21 protein-coding genes are annotated in these 26,819 nt (G+C 74.4%); 1 reads left to right on the top strand and 20 read right to left on the bottom strand.

Features of this window, described 5'->3' with window-relative positions:
- Positions 1 to 161: 161 nt before the first annotated feature.
- The 19 genes from ACFYMO_RS26085 to ACFYMO_RS26175 all read right to left on the bottom strand — a co-directional run bounded on the left by ACFYMO_RS26085 (position 162) and on the right by ACFYMO_RS26175 (position 23,832).
- Positions 162 to 1,712: a hypothetical protein gene (locus tag ACFYMO_RS26085; RefSeq protein WP_388549351.1), complete on the bottom strand. Its 1,551-nt coding sequence runs from the start codon at positions 1,710 to 1,712 to the stop codon at positions 162 to 164.
- A 6-nt stretch (positions 1,713 to 1,718) separates the two neighbouring features.
- Positions 1,719 to 4,307, bottom strand: a complete 2,589-nt coding sequence (locus tag ACFYMO_RS26090) for a GTPase-associated protein 1-related protein (RefSeq protein ID WP_388549353.1) — start codon at positions 4,305 to 4,307, stop codon at positions 1,719 to 1,721.
- A complete protein-coding gene (locus tag ACFYMO_RS26095; protein WP_366770967.1) occupies positions 4,304 to 5,494 on the bottom strand; it encodes a hypothetical protein in 1,191 nt (396 codons plus the stop codon). Before ACFYMO_RS26095 ends, ACFYMO_RS26090 begins: the two co-directional genes overlap by 4 nt.
- Positions 5,494 to 7,623 carry an Hsp70 family protein gene (locus tag ACFYMO_RS26100; protein WP_388549355.1) on the bottom strand — a complete coding sequence of 710 codons (2,130 nt, stop codon included), beginning with the start codon at positions 7,621 to 7,623 and terminating at the stop codon, positions 5,494 to 5,496. The genes ACFYMO_RS26095 and ACFYMO_RS26100 overlap by 1 nt, the downstream gene beginning before the upstream one ends.
- The gene (locus ACFYMO_RS26105) at positions 7,620 to 9,833 is read right to left on the bottom strand and encodes an AAA family ATPase (RefSeq protein WP_388549357.1); all 2,214 of its coding nucleotides are present in this window, start codon (positions 9,831 to 9,833) and stop codon (positions 7,620 to 7,622) included. Before ACFYMO_RS26105 ends, ACFYMO_RS26100 begins: the two co-directional genes overlap by 4 nt.
- A 2-nt stretch (positions 9,834 to 9,835) precedes the next feature.
- On the bottom strand, positions 9,836 to 11,008 hold the full coding sequence (locus ACFYMO_RS26110) for a hypothetical protein (RefSeq protein ID WP_388549360.1): 1,173 nt from the start codon (positions 11,006 to 11,008) through the stop codon (positions 9,836 to 9,838).
- The gene (locus ACFYMO_RS26115; protein WP_388549362.1) at positions 11,005 to 11,307 is read right to left on the bottom strand and encodes a hypothetical protein; all 303 of its coding nucleotides are present in this window, start codon (positions 11,305 to 11,307) and stop codon (positions 11,005 to 11,007) included. The genes ACFYMO_RS26110 and ACFYMO_RS26115 overlap by 4 nt, the downstream gene beginning before the upstream one ends.
- Positions 11,304 to 11,954: a 4Fe-4S single cluster domain-containing protein gene (locus tag ACFYMO_RS26120; protein ID WP_366770963.1), complete on the bottom strand. Its 651-nt coding sequence runs from the start codon at positions 11,952 to 11,954 to the stop codon at positions 11,304 to 11,306. The genes ACFYMO_RS26115 and ACFYMO_RS26120 overlap by 4 nt, the downstream gene beginning before the upstream one ends.
- Positions 11,942 to 13,054: a hypothetical protein gene (locus ACFYMO_RS26125; RefSeq protein WP_388549365.1), complete on the bottom strand. Its 1,113-nt coding sequence runs from the start codon at positions 13,052 to 13,054 to the stop codon at positions 11,942 to 11,944. Before ACFYMO_RS26125 ends, ACFYMO_RS26120 begins: the two co-directional genes overlap by 13 nt.
- Before the next feature lie 2 nt (positions 13,055 to 13,056).
- Positions 13,057 to 14,007, bottom strand: coding sequence for a protein phosphatase 2C domain-containing protein (locus ACFYMO_RS26130; RefSeq protein WP_366770961.1), 951 nt, complete (start codon positions 14,005 to 14,007; stop codon positions 13,057 to 13,059).
- Positions 14,004 to 14,774, bottom strand: coding sequence for a hypothetical protein (locus tag ACFYMO_RS26135; RefSeq protein ID WP_388549368.1), 771 nt, complete (start codon positions 14,772 to 14,774; stop codon positions 14,004 to 14,006). Before ACFYMO_RS26135 ends, ACFYMO_RS26130 begins: the two co-directional genes overlap by 4 nt.
- Positions 14,771 to 15,007 carry a hypothetical protein gene (locus ACFYMO_RS26140; RefSeq protein WP_366770959.1) on the bottom strand — a complete coding sequence of 79 codons (237 nt, stop codon included), beginning with the start codon at positions 15,005 to 15,007 and terminating at the stop codon, positions 14,771 to 14,773. The genes ACFYMO_RS26135 and ACFYMO_RS26140 overlap by 4 nt, the downstream gene beginning before the upstream one ends.
- A 152-nt stretch (positions 15,008 to 15,159) precedes the next feature.
- Positions 15,160 to 16,278: a hypothetical protein gene (locus ACFYMO_RS26145; protein ID WP_388549370.1), complete on the bottom strand. Its 1,119-nt coding sequence runs from the start codon at positions 16,276 to 16,278 to the stop codon at positions 15,160 to 15,162.
- A 92-nt stretch (positions 16,279 to 16,370) separates the two neighbouring features.
- The gene (locus tag ACFYMO_RS26150) at positions 16,371 to 17,048 is read right to left on the bottom strand and encodes an RES family NAD+ phosphorylase (protein ID WP_366770957.1); all 678 of its coding nucleotides are present in this window, start codon (positions 17,046 to 17,048) and stop codon (positions 16,371 to 16,373) included.
- Positions 17,048 to 17,791, bottom strand: a complete 744-nt coding sequence (locus ACFYMO_RS26155) for a hypothetical protein (protein ID WP_366770956.1) — start codon at positions 17,789 to 17,791, stop codon at positions 17,048 to 17,050. Before ACFYMO_RS26155 ends, ACFYMO_RS26150 begins: the two co-directional genes overlap by 1 nt.
- A 45-nt stretch (positions 17,792 to 17,836) precedes the next feature.
- Complete coding sequence (locus tag ACFYMO_RS26160; RefSeq protein ID WP_388549373.1) at positions 17,837 to 21,514, bottom strand: CHAT domain-containing protein; 3,678 nt, start codon at positions 21,512 to 21,514, stop codon at positions 17,837 to 17,839.
- Between the two features lie 109 nt (positions 21,515 to 21,623).
- Positions 21,624 to 22,166: a hypothetical protein gene (locus ACFYMO_RS26165; RefSeq protein WP_388549375.1), complete on the bottom strand. Its 543-nt coding sequence runs from the start codon at positions 22,164 to 22,166 to the stop codon at positions 21,624 to 21,626.
- 142 nt (positions 22,167 to 22,308) lie between these two features.
- Complete coding sequence (locus ACFYMO_RS26170; protein ID WP_388549377.1) at positions 22,309 to 23,598, bottom strand: condensation domain-containing protein; 1,290 nt, start codon at positions 23,596 to 23,598, stop codon at positions 22,309 to 22,311.
- 36 nt (positions 23,599 to 23,634) lie between these two features.
- Entirely contained in the window at positions 23,635 to 23,832 is a 198-nt protein-coding gene (locus tag ACFYMO_RS26175; RefSeq protein ID WP_366770952.1) for a hypothetical protein, read from the bottom strand.
- A gap of 261 nt (positions 23,833 to 24,093) precedes the next feature.
- On the opposite strand from ACFYMO_RS26175, the gene ACFYMO_RS26180 reads away from it, so the two are divergent.
- Positions 24,094 to 25,611, top strand: a complete 1,518-nt coding sequence (locus tag ACFYMO_RS26180; protein ID WP_366770951.1) for an amino acid adenylation domain-containing protein — start codon at positions 24,094 to 24,096, stop codon at positions 25,609 to 25,611.
- Positions 25,612 to 25,802: 191 nt separating this feature from the next.
- Here ACFYMO_RS26180 and sbnA read toward each other — a convergent pair whose 3' ends face one another.
- Entirely contained in the window at positions 25,803 to 26,810 is a 1,008-nt protein-coding gene (gene sbnA, locus ACFYMO_RS26185; RefSeq protein WP_037708303.1) for a 2,3-diaminopropionate biosynthesis protein SbnA, read from the bottom strand.
- Positions 26,811 to 26,819: the final 9 nt, after the last annotated feature.

The raw sequence follows: 26,819 nt of genomic DNA on the forward strand, positions 1-26,819 counted from the left end.
GGTTCACTGGGGCACGGCAAGTGTGGCAGCACGTCGCAGCCCTGAAAAGATCCTTCAACTCACCATCGAGTGAACGTTGTTGGGCCGCCGAGCGGGCCGCAACCGAAGGCGCCGCACCGAGCGGGTCATCCCACTCGCCGGTCCCGCCGAGCCCTCGGGGGTCAGGACCCCAGGCACCAGTCGACGAGGCCGGTGATGCTGGTTCCCACCCGGGCCTCCTCGTCCGCCACGGCCGCCGTGCAGAAGAACCGGACCTCGCGGAAGTCCAGTTCCATCGCGCGGACGAGGCTGTGCAGGCCGAGCGCCTCTTGGAGCCAGGCGCGGGCCTCGTCGCTGCCGGCGGCGCTCCCCGGCCCGAGACCGGCCTCGGCCAGCACGTCCGCCTTGCTGACGGCCACGGCGAGGCGCGCCTGGCGCACGGGGGCGCGCATCGCGGCCACCGCCTGCACCGACCGGGCGAAGACCTCCTCGGGATGGACCGTGGAGGCGAGGCTGCGGTCCGGCCCCGGGCCGGGTGCGTGCTCCAGCCGGTCCCAGAACGCCTCCACAGCCATCGGGTCCAGGACGAAGACGAAGGTGTGCGCGGCCCGGGCGTAGCGCAGTGCGTCGGTCTCGTCGCGGTCGACGAACCGCTCCCCGGCCGTGTCGAAGAGGTGGATCAGGCGCTCGGTGCGGCCGGTGCCGAGCACGAAGGAGTGCGCGCTGGGCAGGTCCTTCTGGGTGCCGCGGGTGTTGCCGCCGCTCCGCAACACCTCGCGGAGGATCCGGTAGTCGCCCTCGGAGCCGGCGTCGGCGAAGCGGAGCGCGGGGCCGCCGCTGCCGGCCGCGTTCTCCAGCGTCAGCAGCATGGCGGCCATCAGCTGGGTCTTGCCCGCGGCCCTGCCGCCGATCAGCGGGAGGACGGTTTCCGGCATGTGCCCGGCGTCGGCGTTCATCGCCCGCCCGCAGTGCGGATGGGTGCAGTACGCCTGGAGCCGGGCCTGCGCGCTCATCAGGATCAGCAGGGTCGGCATGCGCTGCCCGCACTCGCAGCGGCGGCGCAGGAGGCCGTAGGTGCCAGGGCGGATGTCCGCGTGCCGGCGTCGGCAGGCCGGCGCCGGGCAGTCGTAGGCCGGGTGGCGGACGCGCTCGTAGCAGCGCGGGCAGATCATGCCGGCCGACAGCCGCCGCGTCCACAGAGCCGCACGGTCCAGAGCGCGCAGCAGCCCGGCGACGAGCCGGGCTCCCGCCATCAGCAGCGCGAGGACGAGCGCGTGCAGCGCCAGCAGGGCGCCCAGGGGCAGTACGGCCAGCGCCGCGCCCAGGCCGAGGCCCGCGTACAGCGTCAGGCCGTACGGCACGGTGAGCGCTCTGCTCCGTGCCGGGGAGGTGAATTGCCGTGCCGTCACGTCGCGGAAGGCGTCGCCGACCGCCGCCGCGTACGAACGGCGCTCCAGGATGCAGAGTTGTCGCAGGTCCCGGGCTCCCGGCCCGAAGAAGTAGTTGCGGTACGCGTTCACCTCGTCGTCCTGCGGGCGGTAGGGCGGCAGCGTGCGGAAATCGGGAATGCGCCGGTACAGGACACCGGTCAACTGCTCCAGGTGGCCGCGCAGGAGCTGCATCACGAACGCGAGTGCCCGCAGACCGGCGAGGAGCGGGACGAACAGCAGGAAGACCGCGAGCAGGGCGAGGTAGAGCACGGGGACGACGACATAGGCGACGATCTCGGCCACCGCGGGTCACCTCTCCCCGTCGTTCTTCCGCGGGATCCACCGCGGGCCTCTCCTGGGCCGGTCCGGTTCGCTCCCGGCGCCTCCGGGGGCGGTGCCGTGGGAGTCGTCGGGGGAGCGTCCGACGCCGGTGCCGCGCCGGAGCCCCGGGAGCCGGTGTGCGAGCCTGCGCGGTCCGCTCAGCCGGGACTCGGCCCACGCGCCGAACCAGTCGGCCAGCCGGGCGTCGTAGGGCCGGACGGCACGCTCCAGCCGCTGCAGGTCCGCCAGCCGCCAGTGCCGGGCGGCATGGAGCCGGATCCGGTCGACGACCTCCAGGTGGGCCTGCGCCAGCCCGGCGCGCGCCGGTGCCGCGGCGGCGGCGGCGACATGGCTGAGCCGGACGTCGTCCACCGGGTCGCTGCCCGTCGCCGTCCGCTGCACGGCTGCGAGGTAGCGGTCGGCCTGGGCGTGTTCGGCGTGTCCGAGGTGCTCCCCCAGGGCACCGATGTCGGCGGGCAGCCGCAGCATCGCGGGCACCAGGCGGTAGCGCTTGAGCGCCTGCGGCCCGGCCCATCTGTCGGCCTCGGGCACCGCGAACAGCCGGGCGAGGCGGACGGCTTCGCCGACGCCACGCAGCGCCGCGGCCAGGTCGAGGGTGGTCCGTACCCGGGCGCGGACGTCCGCGGGCAGTCGCGCCCAGCGGTCCGGCGCTGCCAGCAGCCCGCACAGCTCCAGACAGCGGTCGAGTTCCGCGACGGTCTCGATACGCTGGTTGACCGCGCGGTCGAACCACTGGCCGACCACCGGGTCCGCCAGCGCCTCGGGCGGCAGTCCGCGGGCGATCTCGCTCGCCTCCCGGTGGGTCCAGGTCCGTGCGGGATGCCGCCACAGCGCCCCCAGCAGCGCGTCGTCGGGCACCGGTCGGCCGCGGACCCGCAGGATACGGAACATCAGCTCCACCGTGCGGGCCGGCTCCCGTTCGGCCCGCGCCCGCCAGTAGTGCTCCAGGAGCAGCGGACTGCCCCGCAGGTCCCGCTCCTCCAGCAGCGCGGCGGGGAACTGCGAGAAGAGCTGCTCCTGCCCCGGGCGGCTCTCCAGCACCTCCCGCACGGCGGCCGCCAGCGCGCCCCTCATCCGGGGCTCGGCGGCGACGAGCAGTTCCACCTCCCGCCGGAGTGCGGCCCCCGGCGCCGAGGTGCCCAGCAGGGCGCGGGCCGCGGTGAGCGTCTCGCGCTCGACGACGTCCGCTTCCGGCGCCAGCCGCGCGCCGTGCGCCCAGAGCAGCAGTCGCACCCGGCGGCGGGTGGTGGCCGCCTCGTCGCGCAGCAGGCGCTCCCACAGTGCGGTGGCCCGCGCGCGGAGGTCCGGGTCGGTGAGAGGTGCGGGCTCCGTCGCGTCCGCGGCGCCGGTCATATGGGCCCGCATCCGCGACTCCAGCAGCCTCCCCTCGATCTCCTGGTGCAGTGCGGTGTCGTCGGCGGCTCGCGCGACGCCGCTGAGCAGGCGCAGCCGGCTGTCGTCCAGGTTCCGGTGCCTGCGGTGGAGGTCCGCGGCGATCTGGGCGCCGAGCGGGCCCAGGTGCTCGGCCGCGGGCAGCCAGTCGAGCAGCGCGTCGACGTCGGCGACGGCGAGGGCGACCCCGCCCGAGGACGCGGCCGCGGCAACGGGGGCGTGCCAGTCGCCGGGGCTCTCCTCGCCGCCGTGCGCGAAGTCCTTGGTCCAGGCCCAGACCGGCCGCACGGCTGCGACGCCGATCCGGGTGAGCAGCGCGACCAGGGCGCGCACGTCCGGTGCGGCGTGCACGTCGTCGGGGAACCGGCCGCGGCAGAAGTCGAAGACGGTGTAGGCGTCCTCCTCGTCCGGCCCGAAGTCGAGCCGCGCCTCGGGCACCGTGCCGATCAGGTGCAGACTGCTGCGGGCCGGGCGGAAGACGTAGGTGGCGAAGGAGAGGCGGCGGGCGAGCGGCGGCGGCAGCAGGTAGCAGACGGCGGCGAACCAGTGCGCGATCCGCTCGGTGGTGCGGTCGACCACCACCACCGAGCCGTGCTCGGTGAGCGCGGTGAACGCGGCGGCCAGCAGGTGCGGCAACCGCTCCGCGTGCGGATGCGCGTCCAGGAAGCCGCGTACCGTGCGGGGGCCGAGCGGACCGCGTGGCGGCGCCGTGAGGACCGGGATCCGGGTCGTCGGGGAGGTGCCGCCCGCCCATACCGGCGAGCCCCACAGTTCGATGCCGAGCAGCCCGCGGCCCGCGGCGGGGAAGTCCTCGCTGTGCAGGGCGTGGGCGAAGTAGTTGCCGAACCGGCGGGCCGAGTCCCGGCCCGCGTAGCGCACGCACAGCGCCGTACCGCTGCGTCCGCGCGGATCGTGCGGCCGGTAGCAGAGGTTGACCGGGCAGCGGTCGAGCAGTTCCGGGGTGTCCGACTCCACCATGGAGCGGGGCGGCTCGTACCCGGCGAGGGCCTCCACGGCCTGCCGGGTGTCGGCCGTGACGCCTTCGCTGACGGCGTTGAACTGGAAACCGGAGAATCCGGTCAGCCCGTGCTCGCAGGAGGTGTAGTAGAGCTGCTGGAAGTGCGGCCCCACTACCGCCTGCTGCCGTGCGGCGTCGCCGGTCATCCACGGCCCGCCTTCGGCACCGAACCGAACTCGCTCAGCAGCCACAGCAGCGGGTCGGCGACCCGGTAGGGCTGGATGCCGGTGGCGGCGACGCGGGCGTCGGGGGTGGGGTTGCGGCCGAGGGCCGAGACCCCGAAGTAGCGGTAGCGGGTGTAGTGGTTCTCCAGGAGATTGTCGACGGGCACCCCGTCCCAGTCCTTGAGGAGCCCGCGCACCTCCTCGTGGACGCTGAGACTGTCGCCCACCTCGAACCGACCGCGCGGCGGGGCGTGGTCGTGCAGCGGGCTGCTGTTCTCCAGCAGGTGCCAGAAGGCGTCCAGCTTCGAGAACACCACGGCGATCGGCGTGTCGATCTTCTGCGCGGAGCGGCCGCTGCGGGGTGCCAGCAGCAGGCCGGTCACCCGGGAGAGGACGTTCATGGGCGTGTCGAGCCCCTCGGCGCCCGGCAGCGGCGTCCCCGGCGCGGCCCCGTCCCGGGCGCCCGGCATCTGCAGCGGGTCGAGCAGCAGGATGATGCCGTCGGCGCCCGACAGGTAGCGGGTGTTCAGCTCCACGCTCTCCCGCGAGCTGAAGTCCTCACCTGCGGTGTCGAAGAACGAGAGCACGGTGTGCTGCGGGCGGTGGCCGAACAGGGTGCGGCGCCGCAGGCCGAACCGGAACACCAGCGGGTCCACCCGGTTGAGGTTGGTGGAAGCGGTCTGGGTTCCGGGGAACAACTGCTTGTCGCGGAAGAGGCGGTCCTCGTAGTCGGTGCTGAAGCGGCGCATGGTGGCGTCGTCCAGGCCCATCAGGGAGGCACCGAACGCCTCGCCGACCCGGTTCCTGACCTCGTGCAGCAGCACCGTCATGTACACGGTCTTGCCGGACGCTTTCGCGCCGACCATCGCTATCAGCCGGTTGTCCACCATGCCGAACTGCACGGGCAGTTCGGAGTGGCACACCGGGCAGATCCGGTAGGTCGTCTCGCCCTTGCAGTCCTGGCAGACCGCGGTCGGGCGGCGCCCGTCCGCGGCGAAGTCGGGGCCGAGGTCGTGGCTGCGGCGCGGGCCCATCCGCTCGTCCAGCACCTGGTCGCGGCGCCGCTCGCACTTCTTCCCGGCCGGGCTCAGCCGGGTGTTGCAGCGGAAGCGGATCTCCCGCGCGGCGAAGCTCTCGTAGCAGTAGGGGCAGGTGTGCCGTCTGGCCATCAGGTCACTCGCAGTCTGTGCAGCGCCGTCGGACGGATGTCGAGGTCGCAGTCGGTGCCCGCGTCGGCGTCCGCCGGAAAGCAGACCAGCCAGGAGGGGCCTCTGGTGGCGGGCAGCGGGAACTCCACGGCCAACGGGCTGCCCGCGGGCAACCGCTGGCCGGGCACCTCGTGCAGGACGGTGCCCTCGGACGCGCTGGTGGGGCGGAACCGGCCCCGGCTGTGGACGATGCGGAGGCGGGGCAGATGGCAGCCGGCCTCGGAGGTGAAGGTGACCGTCGCGACCCGGCCCGTCAAGCGGCGCCGCACCGTGGGCTCGTACTCCACCAGGGCCGGCGGCGCGGGCACGACGAGCGAGGCGGCCGCTTCGCAGGCCGCGCCGGGATCCGCGACCAGGGCCTCCACGGTGAGGGTGACCGCGTCCCGGCCGACGGTCAGATCGAGGCCGCCGTCGTGCTCGTACACCCGGCGCCGGCAGACCAGGTCACCGTCCCGCGGCCCGGAGCCCGCGGGGGTTCCCTCCCGTCGCCAGCGGACCCGGGCACTGAGTGCGCCCTCGGGCCAGGCCCACAGGACGAGGAGATGATCCCCGCGCCGGAGCGCCTGGAGCTGTTCGACCGGGACGGCGACGAGGGCGTGCGGATCCGCGGGGGCGCCGCCGGGGGGTGCGGGGTGCGCCGAGTCCGGCGGGTCGGGCGGGCCGTGCCAGGACTCCCCCGGTGCGGGGTGCGACGGGTCCGCGGTGGCGTGCGGGTCCGGTTCGCGGTATGCCGCGGACGGCCGCGGCTGCCCGGTGCCGCCCTCGCCCGGCGCCGTAGTGCCCCCGGGAGCGTGCGGTGTTGCCCGCGGGGGCGCTGCGGCGGCTGGGGCGTCCCCCTCGGGCACGGAGGTTGGTGCGCCGCTACCGGGCGCGGGGGTTGGTGCGTCCCCACCGGTCGCGGAGGCCGGTGCGCTGCCCGCCGCGGGCGGGGAGGCCATCGCGGGCGGGGCGCCGGGGCCTCGTGCGGCGCCCCGTTCCGGCCCGGCGTCCGGCCCGGATCCGGCGGGGCGCTCCTCGTGCAGCGGGCGCCGGACTCCGGACGCGTGCGCCGGGTGCGGCGTGGGCGCGGGCGCGTCTTCCGGGCCGGACCGGGGGTCCGGATCGGAGCTCGGGCCCCGTTCGGAGGGCGAGACAGGCTCGGCGCGCGGGCCCGTCTCAGGGGGTGGGGCCATCGGCTCGGGGTCGAGGTCCGGGAGGAAGTACCCGTCGTGCGGAGCGGTCGGCCGGGCCGCGGGGCCCGACGCGATCCGCAGCACCCCGAAGTCCCGCAGCGCCAGCAGCCCCCGCACCACGGCCTGTTCCGGCCGGTCGCAGCGCACCGTGAGGCCCCGCGCGGCCGACAGCTCCCGGATCCCGGCCGATCCGCCCGCCATGGCGAACAGGCCGCCGGCCAGCAGAACGGTGTCCGGTGCCGGGTCAGCGGCGAGCAGTTCCTCGCGCACCGCGGCCAGGGTCCGCTCCCGCAGCGGCGCAGCGGCCGCCTCCACCTGGGCCCGGTCAAGGGTCACCGGGTGCAGCTCCCCCGCGGCGTCGGCCACCTCCGCGGTGACGCTGTCCGCATCGCCCAGCGCCCGGCGCAGGAGCGCCGCCGAGCGGAGCGGATCGGCGCCGTCCGGGAGTCGTCCGGCCAGCCGGGCGGCCAGCGCCGCGTCCCAGCCGTCGCCGCCGAGGCGGTGGCTGCGGGTCCGCACGACGCGCAGGGTGAGGTCGGGGGTGACGGCCAGGACACTCAGGTCCAGTGTGGTGGCCCCCTGGTCGCAGACCAGCAGTGTGCGGTCCACGCCCTCCCCGGCCGCACCGTAGTGCAGGGCCACGGCCACCGGCTCCGGGACGACCCGCTCCACGCGGAGCCCGGCGGTGTCCGCGGCACGCCGCAGCTCCTCCTCCCGGCCGTCCGGCACGGACAGGCCGAGGACCGCACCGTCCGCGCCGGTGCCGCCCGGGGCCGAGTCCAGCAGCGCGGGCAGTGCCCGGCCCGGTTCCAGGACGCCGTCCTCGGCCTCGAACTCGGTCGCCGTCACCTCCGGATGTCCGTCGGCGCCGAGGTGTGCCAACCGGCCGAACCGGTGGCCGAGATCGATGGCGATCATGCGGGCCCGCCCCTTTCCGCCGTGCTCGCGGAGCCGCCCGGCCCGGCCGCGTCCGCCGAAGCCGCCGCGTTCGCGGTCCCAGCGGTCTCCGCTGTACCGGTCGGGCTGGGGGCGTCGGTGGTGTCCGTCGCGTCCGTGGTGACCCGTACCTCCCCGTCCGGGCCGATCTCCGTCCGGACCCGGCTGCCCGGCACCGGACGGTGCTCCAGGAGGTGGCGCACGACCTGTGCGCGCACCTGCTCCAGCTCGTTGCGGATCTGCCGCCCGCCGAACGCCTGGTGCTCGGGCTCCGACATCCGTGCGGTGATCCACGGGTGCAGCGTCCGCGTGTCGTGGACCAGCTCCACCCGGTGGCGCTCGCGCACCGACTCGGTGAGCTGCCCCAGCAGCCGGTCGGCGATGCTGACGATGTGCTCGCGGCGCAGCATGTCGAAGACGACGACGCCCGGCTTGAGCCGTCCGTAGATCTCCGGTCTGCCGTTCTCCCGGAACCGGTCCTCGACCGCCCGGGTGAAGTGCGCTTCGAGCGCGGAGTAGGGGAGTTCGTCCTCGCTGCCTTCCAGCAGGGTCCGCAGCTCCTCGGCACCCGTGTTGGAGGTGAAGATGATCAGGCATTCGGAGAAGTAGGCGGTCTGTCCGCGCCCGTCCGTGAGCCGGCCGTCCTCCAGGATCTGCAGGAACTTGTCCAGCACCTTGGGATGTGCCTTCTCGATCTCGTCGAAGAGCAGCACGCTGAACGGCCGTTCCTGCACCCGCCGGGTCAGCTCGCCGCCCTGCTCGTAGCCGATGTAGCCGGGTGGCGCGCCCGCGAGGCGCTCAGCCGCGTGCTCCTGCTGGTACTCGCTCATGTCGAAGCGGGCGTATGCGCTCCGGTCGCCGAACATCAGCTCGGCCACTGCCTTGGCGAGTTCGGTCTTGCCCACCCCGGTGGGCCCGACGAAGAAGAACGCGCCCCGTGGCCGGGCAGCCCCCGAGTGGCCGAAGTCGACGCCGACGAAGGCCGACTGGAGGGCCGCGGCGACGGCGTTCACGGCCGCTGGCTGACCGACCACGCGGGTGGCGAGCGCGTCGGCCGCACGGGCGACGGTCTCCCGGTCCAACTGGGCCCACGGGTCGACGTTGACATTGAGCCGGTGCAGCTCCAGAAGCTTGTCCGGCTTCTGCAGCGGCGCGCCGCGCAGCCTCGACGTTCTGGCCAGGGACTCGATGTCCCAGCCCGCCATCCCGTCGGTGGCTCCGACCAGCGCCTCGAGATCGGACCGCGCGGCGTGGCGGCCGCCGTCGAAGTACCGCAGCAGCCAGGTCAGCCACAGCCGCCGCTCACTGGGATCGGGCGGGCCGATGTGCAGCGCGGCGATCCGCGGATCCTCCAGATGGAACCAGCCCGGCAGCCTCCCGACATCACCCACCGCGCAGAGCACGGCGTTGCGGGCGTGCGGCTGCGGACCCTCGGCGGAGTGCGGGGTGACGGCACCGGCCATCGCGGCGCGCAGCCGCAGATAGCCCAGCTGCGACTCGGGCCGGTCGGCCGGCAGATGGTGGTCGACGTCCTCGAAGACGAAGGCCGTGGCCGCCTCGGGCGAGGCCGCCAGGCGCTGCACGGTGGCCACGACGTCGTCGAAGGACCGGGGCCGCCCGGGGGTGCGGGCGGCGAACAGCCGCTCGCGGCTGCGCTGCCGCTCCCCGTCGCGCCGGGGACGCCCCGTCGGCTGCCCCGCCGCAGACGGCTCCTCCGCGTCGCGCCGTGGTCCGCCGCCGTTGTCCGCCGCTGCTCCTGCCGCAGACACTCCCCCGCCGCTGTCCGCGCCGCCCGGGTCGCCGCTGCCTGCTCCGTCGCGGACCGCTCCGTCGCCGCGTCCGGTCGCGGGCGGCGCGGCGGCCAGCCGGTCGAAGCGCTCCGCGTGCTCCGCCAGTGGGAAGGTGAGTCCGCCGACGGGATCCCACCAGCCGACCACCTCGGCACCGCGCGCCGCCAGCGTGCCGGCGACCACCTCCCGGAAGGAGGCCGGGCTGTCGTCGAACCACCAGCGGTCCCGAATCTGCCCGTTGAGGATGACCTGCCGCCCGCGGCGGAGTTCCCAGCCGAGCGAGACCGCCCACAGCGGCATCATCCCGTCCGCCACGACCGGCTGTCCCTCGTCCGGCGCGGCTCCCGCGCGGCGGTCACCGGACGTCGACTGCTGCGGGTCGGCACCGGCCCCCTTCGCCATGTTCACCCGCGCCGCCCCCGCCCCGCACCAGGCAGCGGCCCGGCCTGCCCTCTGGGGGGTTTGCCCTGCCAGGTGAGTTCGCCCGGCAGGAAGCCGTCCCGCTCACCCATCGCCTTGTGCACCCGCTCCAGCAGGTCCTCGGTACGGTCGCAGACCGCACCCTCCGCCGCCGGGTGGAGCGTCACGTCGGGCTCGCCCTCGACGTGGTACACGAGCACGGGGGTGCCGTCGGCTTCCGTGGCGACCGTCGTCTCGTACCGCGCCCCGCTGGGACGCTCGAAACGCAGCACGAAGGCCGCGCCCTGCTCGCTGCCCTCGGTGAAGGTGAACCCCTCCCCGCACATGGCGTCCTGCAGTGCCTCGGCGAGGTCGCTGCGCCGGGTGAAGGCCAACTGGAGTTCGTCCAACCTGGCCTCGGCCTCGGGCAGCAGCCGCTCCAGGGCACCGACCGCTTCGAGGGCGTCCTCGGCCGCCTGCGCGCCGAGTGCGCCCGTGACGGTGTGCAGAGCCCGCTCGACGCGGGCGGCAAGGTCCGGATCCGCCAGTTCGCGGGCCTCCCCCGCCACGGCCTCGGCGGAACCGCGCACGACGCCCAGCCGGTCGGCCGCCTCGACGAGCGCCGCCGCACGCCGCTCGTGTACGGCCGTTTCCTCGGCTTCCGCGGCTTTCGCGGCCTCAGCGGCTTCTTCGGCAGCTACCTCGGCCGCCATCCGCGCCGCGACGTGCTCCTCGCTCCGGCGCCGCTCCTCCGCCTCCCGCAGCCGCTCCTGGTCGGCGTGGCGCCGCGCGGTGCCGGCATGGCGGGTGAGCGCGTGCTCCACCGTGCCGAGCAGCGCGGCGAAGCGGGTCTCCGCGCCCGATCCGGCGGCGGCCCGCAGCTGGTCGAGCAGTTCGGTGCAGGCCCGCCGGCCCTCCGGGTCGTGCCGCGCGCCGTCCGGCCCGATCGCGGCCAGTTGCTGTTCGAGCCGCGCCAGTACGGTGTCGTATCCGGCGTCCGGTTGCGGGGCGTTGCCTCGGCTGCTCAGCAGGACAAGGCGGCCGCGCAGTTCCTCGACCGCCCCGCCGAGCGGTTCCCCGCCGCGGGCCTCCCCTCGCAACTGGATCAACCGCTCCTCGATCGCTACGAGTTCGGCGGCCGGGGCGGCGGTCCGCACCCGGACGAGCAGGTCGTTCACCTCGTCGAGGCGGCGGTAGTCAGCAGCGGCCTGCTCCTCGCGTACCCGGGAGGCGTGCGCCTCCCGCTCCGCGGCCCGCCGATCGGCCGCCTCCCGCTGCCTCGCTCGACGTCGGCCTGCGCCCGTTCCCGGCGCGCCGCGCGCTCGCGGGCCCGCCGGGCGGCGAGTTCGGCGCGCTCCCGGGCGCGCTGTTCCTGCCGGTTGCGGCGTTCGGCCTCACGCTGGGCACGGCGCTGCGCCTCACGCCGGGCGTAGGCGGAAGCGACCGAGACGGTGCTGTACTTCGGTGATCCACTCATGTGTCCCTCCGGGCCTCGGTGTGCAGCACGAAGCCGCGTTCCGCGAGGTGCGCCTCGAGTCCCCCGCGGAATTCCGGCGTCGGCGGCACCCCTGCCCAGGAGAGCGCCCCTCCGGGCTCCACGGACACCTCGATCCCGGCGCTGGTGTCGGGTTGGGAACGCAGTTCGGGATAGCGGTCGGTGAGCGCGACGAGACGCTGGTTCGACGAGCCCCGCCAGCGCAGGCTGCCGTGCAGGGCCGCCACATAGGGTCCGTCGACGAGGAGGTCGAGGCGCCGCAGCAGCGCTCGCCGGTCCGCCCCGCCCCGGCGCAGGACCTCGTAGGTGAGGCCCGAGTAGGCCATCGCGCTGAAGTCGGGGCGCCGCTCGCGGACCGCGTCGAGCAGTGCCGCCAGCCCGGCCGCCTGACTGAAGGGCTCTCCCCCGGAGAGGGTGACGCCCTCCACCGCGGGCAACCCGCACAGCCAGTCGGCGAGTTCGGGCACGGTCCGGTCGGTGCCGCCCCCGAAGGGCAGCGTCTCGGCCGCTACGCAGCCCCGGCAGCGCAGCGGGCAGCCTTGCACCCAGAGCACCGCGCGGGCCCCCGGGCCCAGGACGGTGCAGCGGTCCAGCGTCCGGGCCACCGAGATCCGGGTCACCTCTGCCATACCTCGCCCCTTCCGCCGTCCGCCCCGTTCCGCTGCTGTCCGGTCCCGGCTGTGCCGTCGACGCGCGGGCCGACTCGCCCGGCCCGGCCCCCGGGGCGGTCCGCGCCCCGGTCGGCCAGGTCGCACCAGGGGCACCACGGGCGCTCGACCGTGTGTACGTGCCCCGCGTCGACCCGGCACGTCCGCAGACGTCCGGGGACCGTTTCGGCCGCCAGCGCCTCAGCCCATACGGCCGCGGTGGGACGCACTCCGCCGAACGCCGCACGGAGCAGCTCCCGGATCCGTCGCGGCAGCAGATCGGCGGGCGGGGCGGAGGACGGCAGCACGACCGACAGGCGATTCAGCAGACGGCAGCGTCCCCGCAGGACGTTGTCGTCGTAGGAGCGGTAGTCGGTGCCGTCCGCGGGGTGCCCGGCGAACGGATGCAGGCCCTCGGTCAGCAACTGATGGACGAGGACGGCGAGGACGAAGTTGTCCGAGGCGCTCTCCGGCGGGGTACCGGCGGGTACACCGATCCGCTCCGGGGCCGTGTAGCCGGGGGTGCTCATCCGCCCGGGGAACACTTCGGCGCCGTCCCGGAAGTGCCAGGAGTCCACGTCCGCCACACCGACTGCGCCCCGGGCGTCCACCCAGAGGTTGTCGGGCTTGAGATCGCCCACCACATAGCCTTCAGCCTGCAGGTCGGCGAGGAGCCGGGCGAGCGAGCAGGCGGCGGCGAGCGCGGTCTCCCAGGTCGCGTCCGGCAGGAAGTGCCGACGGGCGGTGGGGAAGAGCAGTTGCGCCAACGGCCGGTAGGCGTGGCGCATGTCGGTCATCAGATAGCCGTCGGCGCCCGCGTTCCGGGTGCGCACCAGCGCCATCGGCCAGGCGGCCCGCGGGGGTGTCGCGGCGAGCAGCCGGACTGTGCGCGGCTCACGGCGCTGCCGGACCAGCCGGGCGAGGCGGCGCCGGTAGGCGGCCGGGTCCGGCGGGTCGGGGACGAGCTTGGCCACCAGGGGCCGGTCGTCCTCGACGCCGTAGACCACTCCTTCCGAGCCGCTGCCGATCCGCTCGGTGAGGCGCCATGCGTGCCCGGCGGAGGACACCACCGTGAGAGCCACTGTCACCACCCGCCCGTCAGGGCGCACAGCACCGTCAGGTCGTCGCCGGTACGGGCTGCCTCCGGGCCGGAGAGCAGCGCTCTGAGGGGTTCGGCGTCGCCGCCGTTGGCACGGAGGGTCGACGCGAGTCCGCAGAAGAACCGCTCCGAGGGCAGCGGACCGGCCTGCGGCGGGAGCGCGCGGGCCGAGGGATGGTCGAGGGTCAGCGCCGTACAGCCGTCGGTGGCCAGGACCACTCCGGTCAGCTCCGGCTCCCACACGGCGAACGACCGCACCCGCAGCGCGGCGCCGGGCGAGGAGAGGAAGACCGGGCCGGGTCCGCCGGGGCCGGGCGGCGGGAGGACGAGGTGGCACCGCTCCGCGGCCTCCGACGGCGGCCCGCCCGGCCCGGGAGGCGGCCCGGGGGACTCGATCGGCAACCCGCCGGATCCGGGAGGCGGCCCGGGGTCGGTCGTTCCGCGGGTGAGTACCGTGCCGAAGCAGTCGCCGACCGCGACGAACACGACCCAGGGCGGACGGAGGACAGCCGCGGCCACCGTGGCGGCCAGCGCTCCGGTGTCCACCGGCGGCGCGGAGGGTTCCTGGATCGCCCGCGGCAGCCCGTACGGTTCCGCGGGCCCGGCCTGCCCGGATAGTGCCCGGGGCCCGGCCGCGCGCAGCATCCCTTCGGCGGCCCGCAGGTGGTCGGCGACCAGCCGTGCTCCGCGCGCGGCGGCCCATCCGGTCCACACCCCGGGAGGCTCGTCCGTTCCGGGCACCCCCTCGGCCAGCACCCGGCAGGCCGTGTCCACGGCGAGGTGCGCACCGAGCGCGCTGCGCTCCCTGCCGCCGGCGCCGTCCGCCACTGCGAGCACCACCGCGTCGCCCAGGTCTGCCGCCCGGAACGCGTCCTGGCAGCCCCGCCCGGTGGCCAGATGGCCGGTGCCCTGCACGCCGGCCCCCGCGACGATCACCGGTGCTTCTCCTCGAGCAGCCGTATCCGCTCCTGCCGCTTCATCTCGGCCGACACCTGGATATGGATGTCGTCGACGGCGCCGAAGGCTCCGATGACGTCCGAGCTCTGGAACATCGACCCCAGGATCTGCTCGAAGTCCAGACCCTCCAGCCGCAGTGCGGCGTTCGGCGCGAGCTCCCGGAGCAGCTCCGGGTCGGCGCCGCGCACTCCGATCGCCAGGAGGACGCATTCGCCCCGCTCCTCCCCGCTGCGCACCCTCCGCGCCGTGGCGGCCACAGCCGCGGGATCCGCCCGGCGGCCGTGCGCGTCGCTGGGCGCCCCGTCCGTCAGGACCCACAGGAAAGGCCGCCGCACCTGCACCCGCTGCGCCTGCAGCGTCCGGTACCGGTCGCGGGCCAGATCCAGGGCGGTCTCCACGGCCTCGGTGAGCCGGGTGACCCCGGACGCCGTCAGGTGCGGCGGGCTCAGCTCGTCGACCGGCACGAAGAGCCGGTCGGCGGGGGCCTCCTCGACGGGGACGAGCGCGCCCCGCGTGGGATCGAGGACGCGCACCCGCGAGTCGAAGGTGATCAGGCAGATCTCCATCCGGGCGCGCAGGCGCAGTTTCCCCCGCACGCCGTCGAACAGGCGCCGCAGTGCCGCGTCGAGCTCCTCGATCCGCGGGCTCTCCGCCGGCCGCGCCATGGAGGCAGAGGTGTGGAGGAGCAGCACGACGGGTTGCCGTTCGTCGTAGCTCTCCGCGAGACCGAAGCCGGGTGTGCTCATCCGCGTGCACCCCTGTCGTTCTCCTGCTCCGCCGGGGTGGATCCGGCGGGTGCGGCCCGGTACGCGACGAGCCGCCGCCGCTCCGCGTCGTACCCCACGACGACCTCCGTTCCCACGGGCGTCCCGGGATCGTCCGGGAGCATCCGCAGCAGCACGCCCTCGACCAGTACGTAGGTGTCGGGAGCCGGCCAGGTCACGGTCCGGCCCGACGCCCCGTGAGCCCATTCCGCCATCCCACCACCCATCCGCGAACACTATGTGATCAGCCGTCAAAATGACGCGCTACGGGGGTAATTCGTGCGGGAGGGCACCCCCCGGCGCGCCCTCCCGCACACACCCTTCGCACCGGCTCACGCGGCGCGGGATGTCCTCCCATTCCACCGGGTCATCTGGTCGCCCGTCGGTCGTGCGCCGGGCGGATCCCGGCCGGAAGCCGCTCCACCAGCGCCGCCGCCTCCGGCGAACGCACCACGAAATGGATGTCCCAGCCCGCACCGCGCGCCGCGTCCGCCTCCACCGCTGCCCACACAGCGGCGAGACTGGCGCCGTACGACAGCCCGCCGCGCCCCGAGCCCAGCAGCGGGAAGCACACCGAGCGGAGCGGCGGGTCGAAGCGGTCGTGCTCCGCCGCCAGCACCGCGAGCGCGCGGGACGTGGCCCGGGTGACATCGGACTGCAGCACGTCGTAGTCGTTGGTCCCGGCCCGCGGGACGGCGACCGCCGCGTGGTAGATCCGCCGCACCCCCTGCCCGGTCAGCGCCCCCGCACCGGTGGCGGCCACCGTGCCGGGCAGCACCGCACGCCCCGCGGCGCCGTGCCGGGACGCCCAGCCGAACAGCTCGTCGTGGAGCGGGTCCGCCAACAGGTCCCCGGTCACTCCGTGCACGGCGGCGGCCCGGCGCAGCGAGGCGGCCACGGAGGACTTGAAGCGCTCGGGCAGCGCGAGATGGACGTTGACCGGGGAGACGACCACGTCCACGTCGCGCAGTAGATCCACAGGGTGCACATGGAGGGTCAGCGCCACGGTCCGGCCGCCGGCCGCGATCCCTACCGTGCGGTGCGTACCCGAGCCGCCCCCGTCCCCGGTCCGGGCATCGGCGGCTCCGGCAGCCCCGACAGCCGGCCGGCTCGCGAGGCGCACGATGTGCTCGGCGACCTGCCCGAGGACCATCACCTCGTGGTCCTTGCGGAACCGCTCGACACTCACCCCGTACACCGAGGCAGCCCTGGCGCGCCGGGAGGCGGCGGGCCAGTCGCGGGTGCCCTGCGCCAGCCCCAGGGTGTACTCGGCGGCGGTGCGCAGCGTACCGGCGTCCAACCGCGCCACGGCGAGCCGCAGCAGCGCCTCCACGGCGGCGCCGGGGGTGCGGGCACCGGTGGCCGCCTCCGCCGCGGCCGACTCCAGCGCAGGCAGCACGCGCCCCCGCAACCGGACCAGCCCCGCACGCCGAACCTTCTGCAATTCGGCGAAGAGTGACGCCTCATCAGGCGCGGTCGATGCCATACGACCACCATGCACCGGGCGTCAGCCGCGGACAAGACTGATCGCCGCGGCCCGGGACGCCGCCACTCGGCATTCCCGGACGGGAAGCTGCCTCACCTCCCCGCCGGCTCGGAGATCCGCGCCCGGAGGGGTTCGAGCAGCCGGTTGGCCGCTGCGATGCCGTCGGCGGAGTCCAGGGCCGGGACACCCCTGTCCGGCGCGACCTCCAGCGGCTTGCCGTCCCAGTGCGCGAACCGGTCGTGGAAGAGCACCAGCGCGTGCTGCGGCCGGTTGTGCCGCGACTGCCATACCAGCCCCATCGCGCCCGGCGTCTGTGCCCGGATCTCGCTCGCCCAGCGCCTGGCCGGGACGTAGTTGCGCTCGTCCTCCAGAAGCGTGGCGTCCTGGCAGACGGCGGCCAGGTCCTCCGACTCGACCAGCGAGACCAGGTTCAGCTCGCACCTGGTCCGCACGGCACTCAACGAGCGGCCCCGGACCGCGGCGTAGGGAATGAGCCGCAGGCCCGCGGGCGGCTCGAAGGGACGTGAGCGCAGCACGCTCTCGGCGAGCGCCGTGGTCGGGGTGTCGGCCAGGTACAGGCAGTGGTACGGGTCCAGCGAGGTGCCGTCGAAGCGGTTGCCCTTCCGGAACTCGAAGGGGTCGGCGAGCGTCGGATTGAAGGCGTCCGGGGCTCGGCGCACACTGTGCACCCGCCACAGCAGAGTGCCCACCGGGAGTACCCGGTGACGGGGGCGCAGCTGCAGCGGCGTCATGGGGAAGAGGGCGCCCATCAGTCCTCCTCCACCAACGCGGTGGCCGCACCGACCAGTTCCCGGTCGGGCAGGCGTCCCAGCAGCGAGGCGGGCGCACCGCCGAGCCAGGTATTGCCCTCCAGCCACCAGGCCGCCGCACCCCAGGGGTCGATGTCCGCGAGCAGCAGCCGGTTGACCTCCAGGACGACCTCGTACGGGGCGCCGTCGCCCGCGAACTGGAACGCCGGGTAGTGCTCCCGCCCCAGCGGGTCGGAGAGCCTGATCAGTTCGGAGGGCGGCGCCGCTCCCCCGCAGCGGGCCCGCGCCTCGTCCGCCGGGAGGGCCGGAGCCCGCAGCAGCCGCTCCTGGGCGCCGAGGACGGTTCCGGGGCCCGGATCGGGGCCGTCGGAAAACGGGTCGGGGTCAGGGCCGGAACCGGCTGCCGAGAATCCCGTCAGCGCGGCTGCCAGCTCCCGCGCGTCCGCCACGGTCGCCGGCCCCGGCGGTGTCCCGGCCAGCCGGTCGGAATCCAGCGCGCGATGCACCGGATGGTCGTAGGGCAGCGACAGCCGTGTCAGGAGCACCCGCACGCCCTGGAACGCCACGCGCACCGCCCGGTCATCGTCCACCGAGGTGCTCGCCAGAGCTTCCAACCGGACCAGCAGCAGCGCGTACTGCTCCTCGCCGAACGCCGCGCGCACGGCCTCCCGGTGCTCTCCCACCTGTGCGAGCAGACGTTGCGCCGGAGCGCCGGACCGGTCGCCCGTGCCGTCGTCGCTCATCCCTTCCCCTTCCTCGTTCTCCGCCTCGGCCTTCCCCGGCCTTCCTCATCCTGCGTCCGGCACCCTGCGCCCCGGGCCCGGATGCCCCTGGTGGATGAATGCGGCCCAGAAGCGGGCGCGGTCCAGATCGGGTCGCTCCGTCTGCCGCAGCAGCGGGCCGCGGAGCGAGCCCGGGTTCTTCCGGTCCGGGTCGAGCATCCACAGTTGCGCGGCCCTGAGTGCGTCGGCGGGACCGAGTCCGTCGACGGTCACGTAGTGGTGGAAGACGGCCATCAGCAGCGCCGACACCGCGTCGTCGGTCCGCCACCGCGAGCCCACGGCGTCCCGCGCCCCGCCGGAGACGAACGCCGTGGTGAGGGTCAGCGCCTCGTCGTGGTCGCGGGTGCTCAGATCGGTCTGGCAGGCGCTCAGCACGACCAGCGGCGCCCCCTCGTCGGTGTCCGCCCGGGTGGACTCCGCGCGCTCGGCGCCCTCTCGCGCGGCGGGCCGGTCCAGCAGCCGGGTCACCGTCAGCATGCCGGGATCCGGCCCGGCCCCGTCCGCGGGCGGTTCTCCGGTGCGCTCGGGGGCGGCGAGGTGCAGGGCCGAGGCCGTGGGGCGGGTGCCCGCCGACCCGTGGGAGGCGACGTGGAGCAGCGAGGCCCCGTCGGCGAGGAGCGCGAGCACGTCCTCGGGCGTGCCGGGGAGCAGTTCCTCCTCCGGCAGCTCGAAGATCCCCCCGCACATCCGCGCTTCCTGGTAGAAGGCGTCCCGCAGCGCCATGACCTCGACCTCCGCATGCGCCAGGTCCATGCCGGGATCGGCCAGCAGCACCGGCGCCGACGCCGGATCCCGCGGTACGCGGCGCACCGAGCGCAGGAACTCGCCGCCGGAGGCCGCGTAGCTGACCACCGTCGTGCGACACAGGTGGTCCCGGCCCGCCGCACCCTCGCGGCTCGCGGCATGCCAGGGGACGATGCCGAGCCGACCGCAGGGCACCAGGACGATCCGGAGCAATCCGTCCGCCGTCGGCTGCTCCTCGGCCCCCCGTTCCTCCGCCAGGCTCTCGCGCACCGCGCCGAGTACCGGGTCGAGCACCTGGTGGGCCCAGTCGCAGAGCGCCGCGAGGGCCTCGTCCCAGGTCCGCTCGGCCGACGGGTCGGCGGGGCGGCCGCTCTCCGCGGCGGCGTCGCGGGCCGCGGTGGCGTCGAGGTAGCTCTCCAGCGGGCCGGATCCGGCACCTGACAGCAGCGGCGCCACCCCGACCGCGGCACCGAGCCGGGGCGCCACGACGAGCACCACGCCGGGGTTCTCGCCCTCGCCGGGGACGAGGTAGAGGAGCGCGTCGGCCCCGCTGTCCGCGAGGCCGTCCGAGAGGGCGCCCAGCGACGGGGTGCCGAGCAGACCGTCCTCGTCCCGGTAGCCCAGTGCTTCCAGGGCCTGGCGGCGCAGCGTGCTCGGCATCCGGCCCGGTACCCCGTCCCCGCCGGTCCCGGTGCCCGCGTCGCTCCCCTCGGCGTCCCCGGCAGCCCCCCGGGCCGCACGCCACTGCTCGGCGAGCTCGTGGTGTCCCCCCGCATCGAGCAGTTCGGGGACCGCGGAGGACGTGGACGCCGCGTGCAGCACCAGCGCGCGGCCCAGTTCCAGCACGGCGACCGCCTCGTGCAGCCGGCCCTGGGAGGCCGCCCACAGCGCGGCCTGTACACCTCTGTTCGCGCCGGAGCGGGCCGCCAGCAGCCCGTGCTCGGCGCCGGACTGCAGGAGGACGTCGGCGGCCAGCGCGGTCAGCGCCTCCTTGGCCGCCTCCAGCGCCGCGATGTCGGTCACGTCCTCCTTGAGAACCCCGCGTTCGCGGTACGCCTGGGCCAGCTCCCACAGCGCGTCGGCGGCGATCCTCGGCGCCCTCCCCTCCCGGACCCGGTCGCGGACCCGCTCGAGTTGGCCGATCAGCGCGTCGAGGAGGGCGGGGTCGCGGGTGAGGGAGAAGCGCAGGGCCAGGTCGAGCGCGGCGGTGTGCAGTTCCTCCGGCGAGGCGTCGGGGGCCGCGGGGACGTGCTCGTGCACCGGGGCCGGGTCGCCGCCGAGTCCCGCACGGAGCAGGTCGAGGTCCGGGAGGGGCGGCAGCGGCAGCGGCAGCTCGTCGGCGAACGGGAGGGCGGTCATCCCCGCGTGCCCCGCCTCGATGTGCGGCAGCGCACGCAGCACCGTCGCCCTGTCCCCGGTGACGATGCCGAGTCTGGCGACGGCCGCGCCCAGGGCCCACAGGACGGCGAACCGGAACGGCTCGTCCTCCGGCACGGATTCCTCCAGCGCTTCGGCCTCGGCCACCAGGTCCCGGAGCGTGTGGACATCCTCCGTCTCCCCCGCCGCCAGGACTCGGGTGTACAGCGCGAACGCACGACCCCAGACAGCCGGGTCCCCGACTCCGGCGGGCAGCGTGCCGGAGAGCGAGCTGAGGTGGTCGACGACGGTCGCCAGATGGGCCCGCCCCGCCGAGCTGTCCTCGTGGGTGCCGCCGACGCCGGGAGAGATGTTGAGCAGCAGCGCCCGCAGGCTCTCCAGCGCGTCGGTCGGGTCCGGGCCGGGAGGCGGCAGGTCCTGCACTGCGCGCAGGCGCCGGAGCAGGGCGTCGAGTGCCTCGTGGTCGCTGCCCTTGATCACGTCCTCCAGACCCCAGGTGGTGGCATGGACGGCGTCCATGGCAGCGGTGAGACGGCGGATGTCGTCCGGTGTGAGCCCGGGTCCCGGAGGCGGATCGCTCGGAGGCGGGACGCTGTCCGCGGACGGTCCCGGAGGCGGGCCCGCGGGTGGGGGCGAGCCGGTACCCCGTGAAGCGCCAGAATGCCCGAAGGGCGCGGCCGGGGCGGGACGCGACTCCGGTTCCGCTTCGGGACTCCGGCCCTGCTCGGAGGCCGCCTCCGAGCCGGAGGCCGCGTCCTGCTCGGAGGCCGAATCGGGCCCGGGAGCCGGGTCCAGACCGCGGTCCTGGCCCGGGCCGGGGCCGGCCGGCTCGCGGTTCGGAGGTCCGGGCGGGGCCGCGGAAGCGGTGCTGTTGCCGGCGGAGCCCCGGGGCGCGTTGAAGGCGTTCTCCATCGTCTGCCGCATCTGCTCCGCGAACGGCGAGCCCGCGGGCGTCATGGTCGCGAGCAGGTCGGAGAGCGACGGTCCCGAGGGGGCGGTGGTGGCGCGGTGCATCTGCCGTAGCTGTGCCAGAAAGTCTGCCGGCAGCGGCAGTTCGAGCACCTCTTCGGTCAGCGTCTGGAGCTCCGCCGCGGCCTGCGCCATCCCGGCCGGACCCGTCCGGGCCGCCCACGCGGCGAAGGCCGAGAAGTCGGGGGCGCCGCCCGAAGCACCCGGCTGCGTCTGCAGCGGTGACACGAGAGGTAGCAGGAAGAACGCCGCCCAGCGGCGGTCCTCCTCGCCGGCCGCCGCGCCCTGCTCCGTACCGCGGTCCCGTACGCCCCGCAGCAGTGTCTCGGCACGCTCCCGGTCCCCCGGCCCGCCGCGCCCGGCGAGACTCCGCGCGGCGAGCGCGCCTCCGAGCCAGACGCTCACCCCGCTGCGCAGACCCGGATCGTGGTCCAGCAGCCGTGCCAGTTGTTCGAGTTCGGCGACGGACGCGTCGTACGCACCCGACGGCACGGCGCCGCCCCGCACGGCAGGCAGCAGCCGCTTGGCCCGCTCCGCGGCGTCGGCCGCCCAGGCGCGCAGTCCCGCGACGCCACCTGTCTCCTCGCCGTTCACGGGCAGCCCGCCTCTCCGGAACCTCGACAGCCATGTGGCCTCTCGTCCGAGCCACCGCCACTATGCCGATCCTCGGGCGCCGTTGGGACACGATCCCGCGCATTCACGCTCAACGGCCCGGATCCGACGGGAAAACGCCCAGTTCGGCGCGCATCTCGCGGCGCGCCTGCCGCAGCCGGCCCCACAGCGCGTCGATGCGCCGCTGGGCCGCGGACGGGGAGTCCCCGTCCCGCGGCGCACCCTCGTCGAGGCGCCGGACGGTGCCGTAGACCGCGCCCAGGTCGCGGCTGAGGTCGCCCGCGAGGTCGAGCACCCGCTCCGGCACCCGCATCTGGGCCTCGGCGTACACGTCCCGGTACAGGTCCCGGGCCTCGGTCAGCCGCTGCCGTGCGGAGGCCAGGTCCCCGGTGCGGCCCAGCGCGTGCAACTGGTCGGTGAGTGCGGCCAGGTACTGCCGCGCGGAGGTGTTCAGTGCCACGTAGCAGGATCGCAGCTCCTGCGCCTGGCTGCGGCGCTGCCACAGCTCCTCGGCGCGGTCCTGCTCGCGGCGGCGGCTGCGGTCGGCCGCGCGCTGGGTCAGCAGCGCCGACAGCAGTGTCCCGACGACTCCGACGACCGCGACCACGGGCGCGGTCGCACCCTCGATCTCCATGCCGGCTCCCTCCGCCGCCTGCGGTCCGCAGCCAGCGAAGCACCGGTTCCGACCGCGGTGAACCTCCGGACCGGACATCGCCCGGTCTTCGCCCTGCCGCCGCCCACCGGACCGGGGCGGCTGCCGGCGGTGCGGGACCGGCTCAGGGCGCGGCGGGTGCGTGCTCCAGCCGGCCGGTGACGGAGCGGAGCAGGGCGACGAGGTCCTTGAGGTGCCGGGCCAGTTGAGCGCGGTCGTAGAGCTCGGCGTTGCCGTCCAGGGCGATCTGCAGGCCGCGGCCGTCCATCCGGTCGTAGACGTTGATCGTCAGGTCCTCGACCGGACCGGAGCACAGGGTGTGCACCGTGGCGGGACGGCCCGCGTAGTCCCCGTGGTACTTGAAGGACATGATGTTGACGTCGGGACCGAACTGCTTTCTTCCTTCGGGGAGTCCGGGCAGCTCGCGCACCAGGTGCTCCTGCGGGTAGCGCTGGTGCCGGAGCGCTTCCTCCAGACGCAGCGAGGTCCGGGCCACCACGTCCGCGAAGGGCGTGTCCGGGCCGAACGAGAGCCGCAGGGGGACCACGTTGGTCACCATGCCGGGTACCCTGCGCAGCATCGGTTCGGTCCGGGCGGTCACCGGCAGGCCGATGACCGGTTCCCGGACGCCGGTGGCCTGCTGCAACCGCACGGCAATCGCGGCGACGACCACCTCGGGCCAGGTCACGTCGAGTGCGCGGGCCGCATCGCGCAGGACGTCGAAGTCCGCGGGGGTGAGGTGAGCGCTCTCGCGCAGCGAGGCGCGGGAGGCAGTCGGCCGCCAGTCGGTGAAGGCCGCCGCCTCGGTCTGTCCGGCGAGCCGGTCCAGCCAGAACTGCCGGTCGCGCGCGTACTCCTCGGATTCCTGGTAGGCGAGGTCCGAGGCGATGACCTGCTCCAGGGTGCCCGGCGGGCGCGGCCTGCGCGGCCGACCGGTCACCAGCGCCGAGTAGACGTCGGCCACGTGGGAGGCGATCAGGGCCAGTCCGAAGCCGTCGAGGACGATGTGGTGGGCCGCGCGGTACCACAGGGTGCGCTCGGCCCCCAGCGTGAACAGCGCCCAGGTGACCAGAGGCCCCTCGGCGAGGTCGTACTCCTTGGCCAGGTCCTGCCGCATCCACCGCTCGGCGGCCTGCCGGGGGTCGGGTTCGCCGCTGACATCGATGCGGTGCAGCGGTGTCTCGACGGTGTCGTCGAGATACTGGCACAGCCCCTCGTCCCCGATGTCGAAGCGTGCGCGCAGGGCCGGGGTCGCCGCCACGACCTCGCGGAGCGCCTGCTGGAGGAGGTCCGGGTCCACGGGCCCGGCGATGTCGCAGTACTCCCCGATGTTGAAGGACCTGTCCTCCGGGTCGAGCTGCTGCGCCATCCAGACTCCGGTCTGAGCCGAGGACAGCGCCAGTCGTGCAGCCATCAGTCATCCTCTCCCCGCCCGCCGAGCGGGACGTCCCTACGCCGCATCGTGCGGAGCGGCCGGCTCGGGCTCGGTACGTCCGGCGCGCAGCTCGGTGACGAACTCGCAGATCGAGTCGAGGCTGTGGAACCTCTCCCCCACGGCGCTGCCGGTGGGCAGGACCACCTCGAAGCGCTTCTCGACGAAATTTCCGAGGCGGGCCACGGAGAGGGAATCGAGAATCCCCCATTCCAACAGCGGAGTATCTCCCTCCACTTCCCCTTGCCCTTTGAGGACACTATCCTCCACATATCCCTTGACAGCCTCGAAAACCTCATTGTCCCGCACGCGGACCCCCGAGTTCGCATCAGTTCTTCGCCGGAACCACCGCCCGACTCGCCGTCACGCTACTATGCTGGCGGATGCTACTGAGCCGCCGGAAAACCTGTCAAGGTTCGCAGGATTCGACCAAATCCTCCCGGTCGTGCGGGCCAAGAGATACGGAGACGTACCGTGATGCTCCACCACCTCGTGCGGGACGCAGCCCGAAATACCCCGGACGCCACTGCCGTGGTCGGTCCGGACGGCGCGGCGACATACGGATATCTGGACGCCTGGGCCGATGCGCTCGCCCGGGAACTCGCCGGCCTCGGCGTGGGCCGCGGGGACCGGGTCGGAATATGGCTCGACAAATCGACGGCCGCCGTCGCCGCGATGCAGGCAGTGCTGCGGCTGGGCGCCGCCTACGTTCCGCTCGATCCGCAGGCGCCGCCGCGCCGCACGGCGAAGCTGCTGGCCGACTTCGCGCCCCGGGCCCTGGTGGCACCGCCGGAGCGGGAAGCGTCGCTGGCGGAGTTCGGCACCCCTCCGGCGACCCTGCGCCGCTGGCCGGACGGCTCCCCCTGGGACCGACTGCCCGCCGGCCCGCCGGCCGCGCCGGACCGGGCCCTTCCCGCGCCCACCGGCGACGACACCGACACCGGCGACGACCTCGCCTTCATCCTCTACACCTCCGGCTCGACCGGCGAGCCCAAGGGTGTGTGCCACAGCCACAACAGCGCATGGGCCTTTGTCTCCTGGGCGGCCGAGGCCCAGAAAGCGCAGGCGGCGGACCGGTACTCCAATCACGCCCCATTCCATTTCGACCTGTCCGTCAACGACATCTATGTGCCATTCTCCGTCGGCGCTTCCGTGCACCTGGTGCCGCAGGAGACCGCATATTCGGCGAAGAGTCTGGTGCAGTTTCTGCTGGACCACCGGATAACCGTCTGGTATTCGGTTCCCGCGGCTCTCATGCTGATGATGCGGCACGGTGGCCTACTGGACACCCCCGTGCCTTCGCTTCGTTTTCTGCTGTTCGCCGGAGAGGTCTTCCCCATCGGTCCGCTGCGGGAGCTGCGTGCCCACCTCCCGTACTGCCGCTTCATGAATCTCTACGGCCCGGCCGAGACCATCATCAGCACCGGCCACGAGGTCGAGGAGATCGACCCGGACCGCATTCTCCCGGTGCCCATCGGCACCGGCGCATGCGGAAATTCCGTGACCGTTCTGCGGCCGGACGGCAGCCGGGCCGGGGCCGGCGAGGAAGGCGAGATCGTCGTCGCCGGGCCGAGTGTGATGCTCGGCTACTGGGGCCGCCCGGCGGTGACCGACCGGACCTATGCGACCGGCGATCTCGCCCAGGTGCTGGAGGACGGCAGCCTGCAGTTCGTCGGCCGCCGGGACAGCATGGTGAAGGTGCGCGGCAACCGCATCGAACTGAGCGAGATCGAGGCTGTGCTGCAGAGCCACGAGGGGGTGGCGGATGCCGCGGTCCAGGTGGCGGGCAGCGGCATCGACGCCCGCATCGTCGCGCACGTGGTGCCCGCCGCGGAGCCCGCGCCGTCCCTCATCGAGCTGAAGCGCCACTGCGCGCAGCAGCTCCCGCGGCACTCGATCGTCGACAGCGTCCACCACCTGGAGTCCCTGCCCCGCAATCCCAACGGAAAGGTCGACCGCAGGCTGCTGGCGGCCCGGGCCGACGAGCGCGGCTGAGCCCCGGCGGCACCCGGACAGGCGCGGGGCCCGCACCTCGCGCCGTCTGCCGGCCGGTGCACCCGGATCCGCCGGTGCACCCGGATCGACCGATGCGGTGCGGGCCGCACCGGCCGGCCCCGGAGTGCCTCCGCCGGGCCCGGCGGTGCGCAGCGTCCGCCGCCGGGCCGGGACGGATCGGCAGGTGCCGCTCATCGGGCCGGGAACTCGGCCAGCGGCGGACCGTCCAGCGCCGAGTCCTCCTCGGCGAACGCGGCGACCCCGTACACGTCCTGCACCCAGGAGTTCCGGTAGACCGTGTCCAGGTAGCGCTCGCCCAGGTCCGGTGAGATCGCCACAGCCGTCACCTCGGCTCCCGGCCGGTGGGTCGCGAGCCACCGCTGCGCACCGGCGACGACCGTCCCGGTCGAGCCGCCGAACAGGAATCCCGCCGAGGCCAGCCTGCGGCAGGCGCGCACCGTCTCCGGCTCGGGCACCATCACCACGTCGTCGACGTAGGAGGCGTCCAGGAGTTGCGGGCGGACACCCGCGCCGAGCCCCGGGATCATGCGCGTCCGGGGCGCACCCCCGAAGGTCACCGAGCCGACGGTGTCGACCGCCACGACGGTCACCGGGCGTCCCGACTCGCGGAAGTAGCGGGCGCACCCCATCAGGGTGCCGGTGGTGCCGGCGCCGACGAAGAGCACGTCGAGGTCGGGGAACTGCTCGGCGATCGCGGGGGCCGTGGTCCGGTGGTGGGCGATCCAGTTGTGCGCGTTCGTGTACTGGTTGAGCCACACGTAGCGCGGGTCGGAGGCGCACAGGTCGCGGACGTACTCCAGCCGCGCGCCCAGGAAGCCGCCTTCCGCGTCCGGCCGGTTCACGGAGTACACCTCGGTCCCCATGGCCTCCATCAGCCGGCGCGTGCTCTGGTTGCACCGGGCGTCGGTCACACAGAGGAAGCGGTAGCCCGCGTTCGCGGCGATCATGCTGAGTGCCACGCCCAGATTGCCCGAAGAGGACTCGACCAGGACCGAGTCCTCCGTCAGCAGTCCGGACTCCTCGGCCTGGGCCACCATGGCCGCGGCCGCCTTGAGTTTGATGGAACCGGCGAAGTTGAATCCCTCGCACTTGAGATGGAGCGCGCTTCCCAGAAGCGGCCGCAGATCTATGTAGAGGTCCTCGGTGTTGAAGTCCTGCGGTGCGCTGATCACCGTCAACGTGGCCAC

Source organism: Streptomyces sp. NPDC007025 (genome assembly GCF_042869455.1).
Classification (GTDB): Bacteria; Actinomycetota; Actinomycetes; order Streptomycetales; family Streptomycetaceae; genus Streptomyces.